General features: G+C 60.0%; 16 protein-coding genes. 8 read left to right on the top strand and 8 right to left on the bottom strand.

Annotated elements, in window-relative coordinates; translation table 11 throughout:
- The first annotated feature begins 24 nt into the window (after positions 1 to 24).
- The 3 genes from EDF75_RS13085 (at position 25) to EDF75_RS13095 (ending at position 3,466) form a co-directional block, all read left to right on the top strand.
- Positions 25 to 555 carry a GNAT family N-acetyltransferase gene (locus EDF75_RS13085; protein WP_133599702.1) on the top strand — a complete coding sequence of 177 codons (531 nt, stop codon included), beginning with the start codon at positions 25 to 27 and terminating at the stop codon, positions 553 to 555.
- Positions 556 to 658: 103 nt separating this feature from the next.
- Entirely contained in the window at positions 659 to 2,110 is a 1,452-nt protein-coding gene (locus EDF75_RS13090; RefSeq protein WP_133599703.1) for a tagaturonate reductase, read from the top strand.
- Between the two features lie 303 nt (positions 2,111 to 2,413).
- On the top strand, positions 2,414 to 3,466 hold the full coding sequence (locus EDF75_RS13095; RefSeq protein WP_133599704.1) for an alpha/beta hydrolase family protein: 1,053 nt from the start codon (positions 2,414 to 2,416) through the stop codon (positions 3,464 to 3,466).
- Here the strand turns inward: EDF75_RS13095 and EDF75_RS13100 are convergent.
- The gene (locus EDF75_RS13100; protein WP_133599705.1) at positions 3,420 to 4,445 is read right to left on the bottom strand and encodes a helix-turn-helix domain-containing protein; all 1,026 of its coding nucleotides are present in this window, start codon (positions 4,443 to 4,445) and stop codon (positions 3,420 to 3,422) included. The two genes, EDF75_RS13095 and EDF75_RS13100, sit on opposite strands and share 47 nt — an antisense overlap.
- 115 nt (positions 4,446 to 4,560) lie before the next feature.
- Positions 4,561 to 5,571 carry a LacI family DNA-binding transcriptional regulator gene (locus EDF75_RS13105; protein ID WP_133599996.1) on the bottom strand — a complete coding sequence of 337 codons (1,011 nt, stop codon included), beginning with the start codon at positions 5,569 to 5,571 and terminating at the stop codon, positions 4,561 to 4,563.
- A 220-nt stretch (positions 5,572 to 5,791) separates the two neighbouring features.
- Between EDF75_RS13105 and EDF75_RS13110 the strand changes: the two genes are divergently transcribed.
- Complete coding sequence (locus EDF75_RS13110) at positions 5,792 to 6,232, top strand: GNAT family N-acetyltransferase (protein ID WP_133599706.1); 441 nt, start codon at positions 5,792 to 5,794, stop codon at positions 6,230 to 6,232.
- 216 nt (positions 6,233 to 6,448) lie between these two features.
- On the opposite strand, the gene EDF75_RS13120 is transcribed toward EDF75_RS13110, so the two are convergent.
- The 5 genes from EDF75_RS13120 to EDF75_RS13140 all read right to left on the bottom strand — a co-directional run bounded on the left by EDF75_RS13120 (position 6,449) and on the right by EDF75_RS13140 (position 9,903).
- Positions 6,449 to 6,829: a tautomerase family protein gene (locus tag EDF75_RS13120; RefSeq protein ID WP_133599707.1), complete on the bottom strand. Its 381-nt coding sequence runs from the start codon at positions 6,827 to 6,829 to the stop codon at positions 6,449 to 6,451.
- Entirely contained in the window at positions 6,820 to 7,134 is a 315-nt protein-coding gene (locus tag EDF75_RS13125) for a carboxymuconolactone decarboxylase family protein (protein WP_133599708.1), read from the bottom strand. The genes EDF75_RS13120 and EDF75_RS13125 overlap by 10 nt, the downstream gene beginning before the upstream one ends.
- A 151-nt stretch (positions 7,135 to 7,285) precedes the next feature.
- The gene (gene tam / locus EDF75_RS13130) at positions 7,286 to 8,050 is read right to left on the bottom strand and encodes a trans-aconitate 2-methyltransferase (RefSeq protein WP_133599709.1); all 765 of its coding nucleotides are present in this window, start codon (positions 8,048 to 8,050) and stop codon (positions 7,286 to 7,288) included.
- Positions 8,051 to 8,192: 142 nt separating this feature from the next.
- Entirely contained in the window at positions 8,193 to 8,483 is a 291-nt protein-coding gene (locus EDF75_RS13135; protein ID WP_041145621.1) for a hypothetical protein, read from the bottom strand.
- 229 nt (positions 8,484 to 8,712) lie between these two features.
- A complete protein-coding gene (locus EDF75_RS13140) occupies positions 8,713 to 9,903 on the bottom strand; it encodes an MFS transporter (protein WP_133599710.1) in 1,191 nt (396 codons plus the stop codon).
- 169 nt (positions 9,904 to 10,072) lie between these two features.
- Here EDF75_RS13140 and EDF75_RS13145 point away from each other — a divergent pair, with 169 nt between their 5' ends.
- The 3 genes from EDF75_RS13145 to EDF75_RS13155 all read left to right on the top strand — a co-directional run bounded on the left by EDF75_RS13145 (position 10,073) and on the right by EDF75_RS13155 (position 12,654).
- Positions 10,073 to 10,690 carry a LysE family translocator gene (locus EDF75_RS13145; protein ID WP_133599711.1) on the top strand — a complete coding sequence of 206 codons (618 nt, stop codon included), beginning with the start codon at positions 10,073 to 10,075 and terminating at the stop codon, positions 10,688 to 10,690.
- A gap of 84 nt (positions 10,691 to 10,774) precedes the next feature.
- Positions 10,775 to 11,215, top strand: a complete 441-nt coding sequence (locus EDF75_RS13150) for a VOC family protein (RefSeq protein ID WP_133599712.1) — start codon at positions 10,775 to 10,777, stop codon at positions 11,213 to 11,215.
- Between the two features lie 257 nt (positions 11,216 to 11,472).
- Positions 11,473 to 12,654 carry a YbfB/YjiJ family MFS transporter gene (locus EDF75_RS13155; RefSeq protein ID WP_463671430.1) on the top strand — a complete coding sequence of 394 codons (1,182 nt, stop codon included), beginning with the start codon at positions 11,473 to 11,475 and terminating at the stop codon, positions 12,652 to 12,654.
- On the opposite strand, the gene EDF75_RS13160 is transcribed toward EDF75_RS13155, so the two are convergent.
- Positions 12,651 to 13,493, bottom strand: a complete 843-nt coding sequence (locus tag EDF75_RS13160; protein WP_133599713.1) for a LysR family transcriptional regulator — start codon at positions 13,491 to 13,493, stop codon at positions 12,651 to 12,653. The genes EDF75_RS13155 and EDF75_RS13160 overlap by 4 nt on opposite strands.
- Positions 13,494 to 13,585: 92 nt before the next feature.
- Here EDF75_RS13160 and EDF75_RS13165 point away from each other — a divergent pair, with 92 nt between their 5' ends.
- A complete protein-coding gene (locus EDF75_RS13165) occupies positions 13,586 to 14,644 on the top strand; it encodes an NAD(P)H-dependent flavin oxidoreductase (protein ID WP_133599714.1) in 1,059 nt (352 codons plus the stop codon).
- The last annotated feature ends 10 nt before the right edge of the window (positions 14,645 to 14,654 follow it).

Here is a 14,654-nt window from a genome sequence, read left to right on the forward strand (position 1 = left end):
GTGGTCAATTTTAAGGAACCTATCATGACCACATCCTTTTCCCTGCGCACGCTCTCGCGTGAAGAAATCCTCGATCAGATTCAACCGTTAAGCGACATTTTGACCAGCTGCGTGAACGGCGGAGCGTCGGTCAGCTTTATGCTGCCATTCTCCGCGCAAACGGCCAGCGACTTCTGGCTGCGGACGGCGCAAAGCGTTGCCGCCGGAGAGCGTATTGTAGTGGTGGCGGAAAATGAACGTCATCAGATTGTCGGTACCGTCCAGCTTATTGTCAGCCAGCCGGAAAACCAGCCTCACCGTGCGGACGTGGCGAAACTTTTGGTTCACCAAAATGCCAGGCGGCAGGGGCTGGCCAACGCGCTGATGAACTATCTGGAGGAGGTCGCCCGCGACCAGGGTAAATCCGTGTTGGTGCTGGATACCGCAACAGGCAGCGGCGCCGAGCGCTTCTACGTTCAGTGCGGCTGGGAAAAAGCCGGGGAAATTCCGCGCTATGCGCTGATGCCGGACGGAAAGATGACCGCCACCTCGTTGTTCTATAAGTTCCTGCAATAACCGCCGATGGTTTGATCAAAACGGGGTTTTAGTCGTAGAGAAAGCTGATAAGTTATTACACCAATTACTCAGGTTGTATGACTACTCTATGAGGGAACCCATTGTGAAAACACTCAATCGTCGCGATTTTCCCGGCGCGCAGTATCCTGAACGCATTATCCAGTTCGGCGAAGGTAACTTTTTACGCGCCTTTATCGACTGGCAGATCGATCTGCTCAATGAGCATACCGACCTGAACGCCGGCGTCGTCATCGTGCGCCCCATTGAGAGCGAGTTCCCGCCGTCGCTGAGCGTTCAGGACGGCCTCTATACCACGATTATTCGCGGGCTGAACGAGCAGGGCGAGGCGGTTAGCGATGCGCGCATGATCCGCAGCATCACCCGGGAAATCAGCGTCTATGCGGACTATGCCGAATACCTGCGCCTGGCGCACAACCCGGATATCCGCTTTGTGTTTTCTAATACCACCGAAGCGGGCATCAGCTACCACGCGGGAGACCGCTTTGACGATGCCCCGGCGGTAAGCTATCCGGCTAAGCTGACGCGCCTGCTGTTTGAGCGCTACAGCTGCTTCTCCGGCGCCAGCGATAAAGGCTGGGTCATTATTCCCTGCGAGCTTATCGACTATAACGGCGAAGCCCTGCGCGAGCTGGTCCTGCGCTACGCCAAAGAGTGGCCGCTGCCGGAAGCCTTTAGCGCCTGGCTGGATGAGGCGAATACCTTCTGCTCAACGCTGGTGGACCGCATCGTCACCGGCTATCCGCGCGATGAAGCGCTGCAAATCGAGCAGCAGCTCGGCTACAAGGACGCCTTCCTGGCGACCGCGGAGCACTTCTATCTCTTCGTTATTCAAGGGCCTAAATCGCTGGCCGCTGAGCTGCGTCTCGATAAGCTGGCGCTTAACGTCCTGATTGTCGACGATATTAAGCCCTACAAAGAGCGTAAAGTGGCGATTCTCAACGGCGCGCATACCGCACTGGTGCCGGTTGCCTTCCTGGCAGGGCTGGATACCGTCGGGGAAGCGATGAACGATAGCCAGATCTGCTCGTTCGTCGAAAAGGCGATTTACGCGGAAATTATTCCGCAGCTGGACTTACCCCGCGAGGAGCTGGAGACTTTCGCCAGCGCGGTGACCGGGCGTTTCCGCAATCCCTACATTAAGCATCAGCTGCTGTCGATTGCGCTTAACGGCATGACGAAATACCGCACCCGCATTCTGCCGCAGCTGCTGACGGGGCAGGCGAAAAACGGTAAACTAGCCCCCCGGCTGACCTTCGCGCTGGCGGCGTTAATGGCGTTCTATCGCGGAGAGCGCAATGAGCAAAACTATCCGCTGCAGGACGATGCCGAATGGATGGAGCGCTACCGGGCGCTGTGGTCCGCGCATCGCGACGGACAGCTGAGTAGCAGCGAGCTGGTGAAAGCGGTGCTGTCGGTCGAGGCGCACTGGCAGCAGGATTTGAGCCAGGTTCCCGGCCTGGTGGAGCAGGTAGCCCTCGACCTCGATGCCATCCTGCTCAAAGGCATGCGTGAGGCGGTTAAGCCGCTCTGCTGATATCCCGTTCAAAACGTTGACCCGGCGATTGCCGGGTTATTTATCCCCTTATAATAGTTACAACATACATTAGATCGCCGATTAAATTGAACGAGCAGACCTGATGCTTCTTCGCCCCTTCTTTCTTCAGCAGAACGGGAGATGGCGCATTCTCCGCGCCCGAATCCGAGAACACGATCTCCTCCTGATGCCGAAAACCAGCGTAAATGAGCAAATTCACGGCCTCGATCGCGTTTTGGGACGTCCTGACGCCGCGGCTCATCTATAAATGGGCCTCAATTCAGCACAGCAGGAGTCATCATAATGTTCAGAAGAGGGTTTCTTTTATTACCGGCTTTACTTATCTGTATCCAGGTTCACGCCAATCCGGGGTTTCGCCAGCTGGCGTTGACCGACCCGCAGGGGAAAAGCCTGGACGTGGCGGTATGGTATCCAACGTCAGCTGAAGGAAAAGCGGAAAAAATCGGCGCCAATCCCGCTTTCGAAGGGGTCGCCGTTATCCGCGATGCGCCCGTGCGGCCCGGAGCCCACCCTCTGCTGGTTATCTCTCACGGCTATAACGGCAACTGGCGAAATTTGTCGTGGATAGCGGCGGCGATGGCCGCGCAGGGATATATTGTCGCGGCGCCGGACCATCCCGGAACCACCACCTTTAATCAGGATCCGCTCGACGCGAAGCACCTGTGGCGACGTCCGCAGGATCTCAGCCAGGTGATTGACTTCACTCTGCGCTCTTCCACGCTGGTCGGGGAGGTAGACGCCGGGCGAATTGCCGCTTTAGGCCACTCTCTCGGCGGCTGGACGGTGATGTCGCTGGCGGGAGCCCGCTTCGATTCCGCCCGCATGCTGCGCGACTGCCGGCACCATGCACAGCGAGGCGACTGCCGGCTAACGCAAAAGCTCGGCATCGATGGCGCCCGCTCGCAGGATGCGCGCTTTGCGGACCTCCGGGATGCCAGAATCAAGGCGGTAGTCTCTCTGGATCTCGGCTTCGCCCCCGGCTTTACCCCGCAGAGCCTGCGCGCGCTCGGCGTTCCGGTACTGATCCTTGCGGCCCAGGCGGACAAGCTCGCGGACCTCGATGCGGAGCAGGAGTCAGGTTACCTTGCGGCCAACCTGGATCCGCAGCGCAGGCAGTATGAGGTCGTTGAAGGGGCCAGCCATTTCAGCTTTATGCAGCTGTGCAAGCCTGGCGCCGAGGCGCTTATTGAGGAAGAGACGCCCGGTGACGGCATCGTTTGTCGCGACGGTAGCGGAGGAGACCGCGCCGCTATTCACCAGGCGCTGATACCTAAGATCGGCAGATTCCTTAATTCGGCACTGGATTACCGCCCGCCTGCTGACGAAACGAAGTAGGCGACAGGCCGCAGATGCGCTGAAACTCGCGGTTAAAATTGGACTTGGTGGTAAATCCGGACTCGAACATGATTTCGGTAACGGGCAGCGGGGTGCTGAGCAGCAGCGCCTGCGCCCGTTCAATCCTTAAACCGTTAATCCACTGAGAGACGTTACATTGGCTGATAGCATTGACCGCTCCTGAGAGCTGGCGTGCGGGGATCCCGGTTTTTCTGGCGAGAAGGCTCAGCGTCAGGTCGGGATTGAGATAGAGCTCCATCTCCCGCACCTGCTTCTCGAGCCCGGCGTAAACTTTCGCCAGCTCTCCCGCCGACGCCGCGGCCCGCGTCGGGAGCGCGGCCTTACTCTCAGATTGCGCGACCGCAGCCGGCCGTCCGGCGATGACGATAGCCGCCGCAATCAGCGGAAGGAGCGCGGCCTGAAAACCCATCACGATCGCCGGCGCTAGCCTGCCGCCGGTCAGGCTGAAGTCAAACGTCACCGCAAGGTCGGTCAGTGCCGACAGACAGAGAAAACAGCCGGCAAAAAAGGCCATTTTCGTGGTCTGCGGCGACTCGCTGAGGCGGCTGAGGGTGAAGCGGTGCTCCCCGCGCCATGCGAGGCGCAGCAGGCTGCCCCCGTAGCCGGCAAAAAGTAAAAACAGGACCGGATCCGTCGCCGGCGGCCAGAAAATCCTGATAACGGCGGCGAGAGCGGCGGGGGCGAACAGCAGCAGCAGGTGACGCCGCCGGTCGATCTCCGTCAGCGAGACAAAACAGTGCCAGGCGATCGGCGGCAGCATTATGGCCAGCCCGGACTGGATATTGCGCAGGAGGCTGGATTCATATTCCCAGCGCAGCGTGCTGACGGCAACCAGCACGATACAGGCAAGCACGAAACGCAGGGTGCCCGCGTGGCGCTGTTTTGGCGCAAACAGGGCCGTTGCCAGCAGGATAAGCAGGGCGGATAAGGTAATAAGCGGAAAAGGAACTGAAAGCATGTCAGCCGTACCATAACGGAAAGTTACCGGGAATGATGGCCGGGAATAGTGACACATATCCCGGCGCGCCGTCGCCGCTGGCGTGATGTTCTGCCGGCAGGCGTTTATTAATAATTTATTCCCGAGAGCTGGAGGCTCTGACCTTTAGCCGGCCGGCCAGCATCACGTGCGTGGCCGCATCCTCCTGATTGCACAGATACTCCACCGCCAGTCGCCCTAATTCGCTGTAGGGCAGCTGAATACTGGTGAGCGGCGGGGTGAGCTGTTCCGATATTTTCTGATCGTCGTATCCCGCCAGCAGGATATCCTGCGGCAGCCGAACGCCGTTGACCGCCAGCGCCTGATAGCAGCCGATCGCCAGCCAGTCGCTGGCGCAGAAAATGGCGTCAGGGCGATCCGGCTGCTCCAGTAGAGAGCAGGTGGCGGTAAAGGACTCGCTGAACTGCCAGTTGGTCCGCCGCACCAGGCGCTCATCGTACGCCTGGCCGGCCTGCTCCAGCGCCGCCTGATACCCCGCCAGCCGCTGGCGGGTTGCCTCCATCCAGCTTTCGCCAGTGATGTGCGCGATGCGCGTCGCGCCCATGGAGATCAGATGACGGGTCACCTGAAAGGCGTTGGCGTAGTCGTCGGGAACAAACGAAGGCAGCAGCGGCGAATCCGGGTCGCGCTGGTTGAGCAGGACCAGCGGCAGGCGGGTGCAGTCCTGAAAATCGGTCATATCTACAAGCGTGGTCACCGGGGAGGCGAGAATAATGCCGATACAGTTACGCTGTTCCAGCTGACGAATAATATTAATCGCCAGCTCGACGTCGTCGCCGTAATCATAGACGGTCAGCAGCACTTCATTGCGCCAGGCCGCTTCCCGCGCCTGGCTGATGGCATCGATAAAAGGATCGTAGCTTTGCAGGGTGCTGACCAGCAGCGCCACCTCTTCCTGATTGCGCGGGGCGTGAATCGCCGGAAGACGGTCGTAGCCGAGCTCGGTCGCGACGGCGATCACCCGCTGACGGGTCTCCTCGCTCAGCTTGATATTCCGGGACTGATTAAGGACCAGCGATACCGTTGCCTGTGATACACCCGCCGTACGGGCGATATCGTTCATTGTGACTTTGTTTTTCCGCTTCATCATCCCTCTCCCCTTGAGAAACGCATTATACCTTAACGACCCGGCACATAGGCAGACTAAAGCGCCGTCGCTAACCTTTCCCGTAGCTCATCGGGCACGGTTTGTGACCCTCATCGCTTTTAGCCACCGAGGGCCGACGGTGGCAAATTGCGTCGGTAGCGCTTGAAGTCATTTTCTTCGAGGAAAATAATGGCCTATTCAGATGAGGTGGGAGGATACGATGGTTATCAATATTCGCGAGCTGCAGCCGCAGGACAAATCGCAGTGGCTAGGATTGTGGGAGGGCTACACCTGTTTTTACGGCAGCCCGCAGCCTGACGATGTGACGCAATACACCTGGCAACGCCTGCTGGACGACGCATCTCCGGTTATCGGTCGGGCTGCGATCGTCGACGGCCGGGTGGTCGGGTTCGCTATCAGTGTCCTTCACGAAGGAACCTGGGTGAAAACGCCCGTTTGCTATCTGGAAGATCTGTTCGTTGACCCGGCAATGCGCGGACGCGGAGTCGCCAGAGCGCTGGTGCAGGCGCTGCATGAGGAAGGAAAAGCGAAAGGGTGGTCGCGCCTCTACTGGCATACGCGTGCTGATAATCCCGCCCGTAAGCTGTATGATGAGTTCACCCCGGCGGATGATTATGTCCGCTATCGGGTGATGCTCTAAGCTGCCGGCGATAAGAAGTTATTAAGATTTTCCCTGTCTAATAGCGGAAAACGACTCAGGAGAATCAAAAATGGAAAAACGCATCGAGACGACCGTTAATGTGATCATCTTTCTTTCACTGCTGGCTACCGCCTGGGATCTCTCCCTGGTGCACCATCTCCCCTGGTAAATCCGGCAGTACGGCGCCCGCTGCGGCGCCGTTAGCTCACCGCCGATCTATCCAGCCAGCATCTCACCGCGGCTAAAGCTCCAGTCGTCGGTATGATTAAACTGAATCACCACCATCACGTCATCGGGGGCAATGCCCAGCTCTGCCTGCAGCCGGTCGCACAGCCGCCGATAGAGGCGCTTTTTCTGCTGCGCGCTGCGCGGCTTGCCGGCAAAAATATGAAACAGCACAAAGTCGCCGCTGCGCCCGCCGCTGAGGTAGTGCGGATCGACGATGCGTCGGGCGTCGGGCAGAGCGTCGATAAACTGAAATTTATCCGCCGCGGGCACCGCAAACTCGTCCACCAGAGTTTGATGAAATAGCGCCGAAAGCCGCGCGATCCACTCATCGTCATAGCCGGCACGAATCGTTATTCGGGTCAAAGGCATGCTGGATCCTCCGGCGGTATGCAGGAGAGCGCGGTGACGGCCGCCGGCCAGCCGGCATAAAAGGCCAGGTGGGTGAAGACCTCGGTTATTTCAGCGCGGGTCAGGCCGTTGCTCGCCGCAAAATCAATATGCCACGGCAGCTGTCTTTCTCTGCCCAGCGCCGTCAGGGCGGCAAGGGTGATCAGGCTTCTCTCTCGCGGTGACAGCTCGCTGCGGGCCCAGATATCGCCGAAAAGCACCTCTTCGGTCAGCTGAGCGAGCTTTGGCGCGATCCCGGCCAGGTTATTGCGGTTAGGTGATGCCATTGTTCATATCTCCGGTTGTCATAAGAGGATGAACAGAGAGTGGCACAGGGCAATACTTCTTAATATCGCAACATTTTTGATAATCAATCCTGAAAATCAGGACGATGGGCAATGCAGGCCGGGCGACATTCTGCGCGCCCGGCAGGCGCTATCAGCCAGCGGCCTGGCGTCGGGCGACGATAAACAGGCGAGGGAACAGCAGCAGTACCTTTCCGTTACACTGTAACGGGTAGTGCTCCTGCAGAAGCACCAGATAGCGGCTGAGAAACGCGTCGCGCTGGCTGTCGTCGAGACGCTGCAGGTAAGGACGCAGCCCCGTCGACTGCAGCCAGTCAATAATCGCCTGATGAGAATCGAGCTGATGGTAATAGGTGGTGCACCAGATATCGACCTCGCAGCCGCTGGCCGTCAGGATATCGTAATACTGCCGGGCGGTGGGAAGCGGGTGGCGTCCGCTCTCCGGATGCCCAAGCTCCTGGGCGACCTGACGCATCAGAGTATGCGACGGCTCCTGCCAGTTATCCGGCATCTGCACCGCCAGAATGCCGTTATCCGCCAGCTGCGCAACCAGCTGCGGGAACAGCGTCTGATGGTCGGTAAGCCACTGCAGGGAGGCGTTGGCGTAAATCACATCCGCCGCACGCTCGGGCCGATACTCGCGGATATCGGCGGTGACGAAGCGACACGCCGGCAGCGCCCGGGAGGCCTCTTCCAGCATCGCCGGCGAATTATCCACGCCGATCACCGTCGCCGTGGGCCAGGCATGATGCAGCAGCGCGGTACTGTTCCCCGGCCCGCAGCCAAGGTCAACGGCGAGGGTAACGGGATGGTGGGCGATACGGGCGAGCAGTTCGGCGGCGGGGCGGGTACGCTCGGCGCCGAACTGTAGATATAACGAGGGATTCCAGTCTGCCATCGATGACTCCGGGTTAGATAAACTCGTTCATCAGCATAGATGGCATTGACCGCGGGTAAAATAACTTTACCCTTTTTTTATACTTAACGTGACAGCGTCACGTTAATCGGCGGCGGGAGAATGCCCTGCGCCCGTCCGCGGACTAATCGGCGTCCTTTAGCGACTCCGCGCGTTTAGCGGTGGCATAGACAAAATCCAGCATCGGCTCAAGATCGGTATCGTATCCGGCCTGGATTATTTTCCCCCGCAGCCACTCAATCTCGCTGGTAATATCCGGGTGGAAAATATTGTTGTCCTGCGCTTTACGCAGCCATTTCAGCAGGAAGTTATTTTTTCCTCTGATCCCGCCCGCTTTCTTAGATTTTCCGTGTATTTTCAGCGCGATTAATATGCAGTAATAGAAATGAACCCGCTGATTAAAACTTTGATGCATGTATGTATTTCCCGCCAGACTCAGGAATTCACCGTCGAGGTCAGTGATTCGGATTGGCCATGATAACGGGCACGGATCGTTTATTATTCGATCTCTGATATCTCACCCGTTTCGCCAGTACGCCCGTTGCCGGGCGTTGAGCGGATGGTGTCACGGATGCCGAATAACAGTCAATTCTTGATTACTTTTTTACCTTTTTCAGCGGGGGCGGCCCGCCGGATACAATTCCTCATGCCCGCCGCAAACCGGCGCGTTGTTGCAGGTATACGCGGAATATCAAGATAAATGCCATCACCACGACCGCCGCCGCCAGCAGATAAATAGTTCCCAGGCTGTAATACCCGGCAACCCAGCCGGCAACGGGGCCGGTCAGGCCGAGAGCCAGATCGAGGAACGCCGAGTAGGTGCCCAGCGCGGTGCCCTGGTTCTGCTCCTCAACCTGTTTCACCGCCTCGACGCCCAGCGCCGGGAAGACCAGCGAGAAACCGGAGCCGGTCAGGAAGGCGCCGATCCCGGCCACCCACGCAGAGGAAGCCTGCCAGATAATCAGCAGGCCGATGCACTCGATAACAAAGCAGGCCAGCGACACCGGCACGCCGCCGTAGCGGGTGATGGTGTTGCCGAGCACCAGACGAATGCAGATGAAACCGACGCTGAACAGCGACAGCGTAAACGCCGCGCCCTGCCAGTCGTGGGCGGAGAAGTAGAGGGTAATGAAGGTGGCTATCACCCCGAAGCCGACCGTCCCCAGCGCCAGCCCCAGCCCGTAGGGCCAGATTTTGCGCACCACCACGTGAAAGGGCGCGCGAACCCCGCCGCTAACGCTGACGTCCTGGCGCGTGCGGGCAAAAAGCAGTCCGATAAAGGCCACCGCCACCACCACCACGGCAAAACCGCTAATGCCAAAATAGCCGTTGAGCAGCACCCCCAGCGGGGCGCCAACCGCCATCGCCACGTAGGTGGCGACCCCGTTCCAGGAGATAACCCGGGAGGTATGGATCGCGCCGACGGTTTTAATTCCCCACAGCGTCGCCCCGGTGGCGGTAAAGCTCTCGCCCACGCCGAGGAAGATTCGGCCAACCAGCAGCGCGGCCACCGCCAGCAGCGGAACGGATTGCAGCAGCACCGCCGCCAGCGTAAAAATCCCGCTCAGCAGGCAGCAGACGATCCCGAGGCTGACCACTTTTTTTGGCCCCCAGATATCGGCGTAGCGCCCGGCGTGCGGCCGGCTGAACAGGGTGGCGATGTACTGCAGACTGATCACCACGCCGGCCATAAAGGTGCTATAGCCGAGCTGATAGTGAATGTAGCCGGGTAAAACGGCGAGCGGCAGGCCTATCGATAGATAGCAAATACAGGTGAAAACCACGATCGAAATGATGCGCAGGTTGAGCTGAGTCTGAGTGGCAGCAGAAGTCATAACGTCAGGTATTTAAAACAAAAGGGGGATTAGCATAGCGCAGACCCAGCGGTCAGCACGAGCCCAGGAGGTGATTTCCGCACGTTTCACTTAAACGGGCGCAGATGAAATTTATGCCGTTGACGCTGCCGCCAAATTTCTCCAGAATCCACTCTTTCGGAGAAAGAAAATGTCCGTCACAGATTCCCTTCTTGCCTTTTCATTCGCTGCGCTGCTCCTGACGTTAACCCCGGGTCTCGATACCGCCCTCATTCTACGAACCTCCGCCGCGGAAGGCGGTAAAAAAGCCTTTCAGGCCGCGCTGGGTATCGACGCGGGATGCCTGATCTGGGGGGCGCTGGTCGCCCTGGGTTTAGGCGCGCTGCTGGCGGCATCGGAGCTGGCCTACAGCCTGTTAAAATGGTGCGGCGCCGCCTGGCTGTGCTGGCTGGGCCTGCAGCTGATCCTCCGGCCGCGTCGCGCTTTTGATGCCGGAACGGCGGCGCCCGCTGCCGGTAACTGGTTCTTGAGGGGGATGTTTGGCAACGTGCTGAATCCCAAAATGGGCGTCTTTTACGTCTCGTTTCTGCCGCAGTTTATCCCGAGCGGCCACTCTCCGGTGGTCTGGACCTTCCTGCTGGTCGGCATCCACGTGCTGCTGGGCACCCTGTGGTCCTTAACCCTGATTATGGCTACCCGCTATGCGTCGGGCCTGCTGAAGGCGCCGGGGTTTATTCCGTGGATGGACCGGGTAACGGGCGGCGTGTTTATGCTCTTCGCCGCGCGGCTGGCGCTCAGCAGCCGTTAGGCCATTTGCTTGCCTTATTGCCTGGGCAGCGCGGCCAATTCGCGGTATATATCTCATCTCGTATATCAACGTCCAGGAGGGAGTATGACAGCCGATTTAGCCGGGATTGAGGTTCTGTTCGTCGCCGGGTTTGGGCCCATTACCCGCAGCGCCGAAAGCAGCCGATCGTTTTACGCCGAGGCGCTGGGTTTGCCTTTGAAGGCGATGGAGGGTAACCCCGACTACCTGCTCACGGAGCAGGACGCGCTAGCCGGGGTGAAGCATTTTGCGCTGTGGCCGCTGGAGCAGGCGGCGCAATCATGTTTTGGCGTTGACCGCTGGCCGGCGGATCTCCCCCAGCCCCAGGCGTGGATCGAGTTTGAGGTGCGCGATATTCAGGCGGCCAGCGACGACCTGCTGGCGAAGGGTTACCGCCTGCTTATCGCCAACCGCGTGGAGCCGTGGGGGCAGACGGTGACGCGTCTGCTGAGTCCGGAAGGGCTGCTGACCGGCATCACCATCACGCCGTGGCTGCGCGGCGAGTAGATGCTCTCCGTTCCCGCCTCTGTTGCGCGACGGCTTGCGCCGGCAGCGGAGACGGGGCGTTTCCCGCTTAATATCCTGCATATTTCGTTGACCGACGAAGCATTCCCCGACGTTTTCTTCTAGTTTCCCGTTCTGACGATCCGCGGCGCTGATCCAACGCCGCTTGCCTGTCCGTCGATTTATAATCATACTAATTAGAGAATTTAAATTGTAAATAATTCTCTATTTGAGATTAATAATTAAAAGGAGTGCGCAACGTGACTGAATGCAGGCCAGAACTGAAGGCTTTCCTGCTGGCGCTGGCCGGTTCGGTGGTGCTGATCGTCGGGATGGGGTACGGGCGCTTTGCCTTTACCGGGATCCTGCCGCTGATGCTGGATGAGCATATTTTAACGCTGCGTGAAGGCAATCTCGCGGCCTCGGCGAACTACGCGGGCTATCTGCTGGGGGCGCTGATGCTGGCGAAGGCCAGGCCGGGCGATGCGAAGTGGCTAAGCCTCGCGTCGGTACTCTTAACCCTGCTGTGCCTGGCGGCGTTAGGCTGGCTACGTTCGCCGCTGGCCATTATTGCGGTCAGGGGCCTGGCCGGCGTGCTGAGCGCGGTGACCCTGATCGCCGCCTCGCTGTGGCTGCTGCAGCATATGAAGCATCATAACGGCGCGCCGATCCTCTATTCGGGCGTCGGAATGGGCAGTTTTCTCTCGGCGGAGTTTATTTCGCTCGCCAAAAGCCACGCCTTTACCAGCCAGCAGATCTGGCTGATCTGCGCCGCCAGCGCCGCGCTCCTGTTTTTGCTGGTCCTGCGCCTGCTGCTGAGCCCGCCGGACTACCTCGTGGACTGGAAACCGACGGCATCGGCTCAGGCAGCAGGCGCAGAAGGCCGACGAGGGGATGCATGGAAGCTGTTGATTATCTACGGCTTAGCCGGATTCGGCTATATCATCACCGCGACCTATCTGCCGCTGTTTCTCTCCGGCTCGCTGACCGATATCGACCCGGTGCAGCTGTGGGCGCTGTTTGGCCTCGCGGCGGTTCCGTCCTGCTTTGTCTGGCACCGGCTGGCGCTTAAGCTCGGCTACCGGCGGGCGTTTACCCTCAACCTGATGGTGCAGGCGACAGGCGTGATCCTCCCCGCCTGGAGCCACTCTCTGGCGTTTTGCATGCTGAGCGCTCTGCTGGTTGGCTTCACCTTTATGGGCACCGTGACCCTGGCGCTGCCGGAAGGCAGGCGCCTGAATCACCTGGTGACGTTCAATATGATTGCCGCCATGACCGCTACTTACGGCATCGGGCAGATTATCGGCCCGCTGGCGGCCGGCGTTCTGCACGGTCTGACCGGCTCCTTTAACGTCGCTCTCGGCGCCGCGGGCGGGGCGCTGTTTGTGGCCGCCGTACTGGTGACGCTCGGCAAACCCGCCGGGCAAAGGCGGGAGAGCTAAATATCGGCCGCCAGCAGCAGCTGCTGGCGCATGGCGTCCAGCGCCGGCGAAGCGTAGCCTTTGCGCCACACCAGCTGGGTTATCGCCGTGCCGACCGGCTGCGTCTCGCAGCCTTCGGGTAGGGTCATGAGCGCCAGCACGCTCTGCGGGACGATCCCGGCATATCCCCCGGAGGCAATGCAGGCAATCACGACGTGATACGAGCCGATCTCCTGGACTTCAACGTTTTTCACGGCGGACAAAAATGCTTCCCCGCGCCGGCGATAGCTGCAGCCCTCGGCAAACGCCGCCAGCCTGAACTCTTCCTGTCCGCCAGGGGTTATCAATACCAGCTCCTCGGCAAACACAGGCAGGTACTCCAGGGCCTCCGGACACTCCGGCTCGCCGCTGGCGTCCGGGGGCAGGCTCACCAGCGCGCAGTCGAGCGCGGCGCTAAGCACGCGTTCGACCAGCTGCCGGGTGGGCATGGTTTGCAGGGTGAGGGCGACCGCCGGGCACTGCTGATGAAAGCGCGGCAGAATTGAGGTTAAGCGGCTGGCGGCGGCGGCCTCCATCGCCCCCATCCGCAGGCTCCCGGCGGGCTGCGTCGGATGCAGCGCCTGCTTCGCCTCTTCGGCCAGGCTGAGGATCCGCAGCGTATAGTCAAGAAAGCGCTCCCCGGCGGCGGAGAGCAGCATCTTTTTATTGCCGCGCACGAACAGCTCGACGTCGAGCTCCTCCTCAAGCTGCTGGATGCGCGTGGTGATGTTCGATTGCGCGCGTCCCAGCCTCTTAGCTGCCCGGGTGACGCTGTGCTCCTGGGCGACAATTTTAAAAATTTCCAGCGTGCTGTGGTTCATGTTTTTCTTCTAAATATGGAATTAATATTGATCTTAGCATCTCAAAAAGAGATGTTAAGCACTGAATATCACAAATTTACGCAGGATCAATCATGAGCAACCGCCTGTTGCAGCAGCTTGGTATCGTTTATCCCATTATACAGGCCCCGATGGCCGGCGTGTCCACGCCTGAACTGGCGGCGGCGGTCAGCAACGCCGGCGGCCTGGGCTCGCTGGGATTGGGCGCCTCTTCGGTTTCTCAGGCGCGGGGGCTGATCGACAAAACGCGCCGGCTCACCGACAGAGCGTTTAACGTGAACCTTTTTTGCCACCTTCCGGCGCGCAGAGACGAGCAGGTTGAAGCCCGGTGGCTGGAGCGGCTGCGCCCGGCTTTTGCCCGCGCGGGAAGCCAGCCGCCGCCGGCGCTGACCGAGATCTATCAAACTTTCCTCGGGCACCAGCCGATGCTCGAGCTGCTGCTCGAACTGGCGCCGCCGGTGGTCAGCTTTCACTTCGGTATTCCGTCACCGCAGGTCATTCTCCGCCTGCAGGAGAGAGGCATCATTACCATGGCCAGCGCCACCAGCGTCGAAGAAGCCCGGCAGATCGAGGCGCAGGGGGTGGATATCGTGATTGCGCAGGGCTACGAAGCGGGCGGCCATCGCGGGATCTTTGACGAACGCGGTGACGACCAGCAGCTGAGCACCTTTACGCTGGTCCAGAGTCTGAAGCGGGCGGTGGGCCTGCCGATTATTGCCGCCGGCGGCATTATGAACGGCGCGGGCATTTGCCGCGCCATGAGCCTCGGCGCCGAGGGCGCGCAGCTGGGGACCGCATTTCTGCTGTGCCCGGAATCGGCGGCGGACAGCGGCTATCGTCAGGCGATTAAAGCCGGCCCCGATCCGCAAACCGCGCTCACCGCGGCCATTTCCGGCCGCCCGGCGCGCTGTATACACAACGGCTGGCGCGCGCTGGCGCAACAGGCTGATACCTCAGAGATCCCGGCCTATCCGCTGGCCTATGCTGCCGGTAAGGCGCTGGCGACGGCGGCTAAAGCGGGAGGGGATGAGCGCTACGGCGCCCACTGGGCGGGACAGGGAGTGGGTCTGATCCGCGAGCTGTCGGCGACGGAGCTGATGGAGACCTTAATTCACGAGTGCGGCTTGCGCTAGCGGCGGGGAA

Origin of the sequence: Klebsiella sp. BIGb0149 (genome assembly GCF_004362605.1) — a bacterium.
Lineage (GTDB): Bacteria > Pseudomonadota > Gammaproteobacteria > Enterobacterales > Enterobacteriaceae > Klebsiella > Klebsiella terrigena.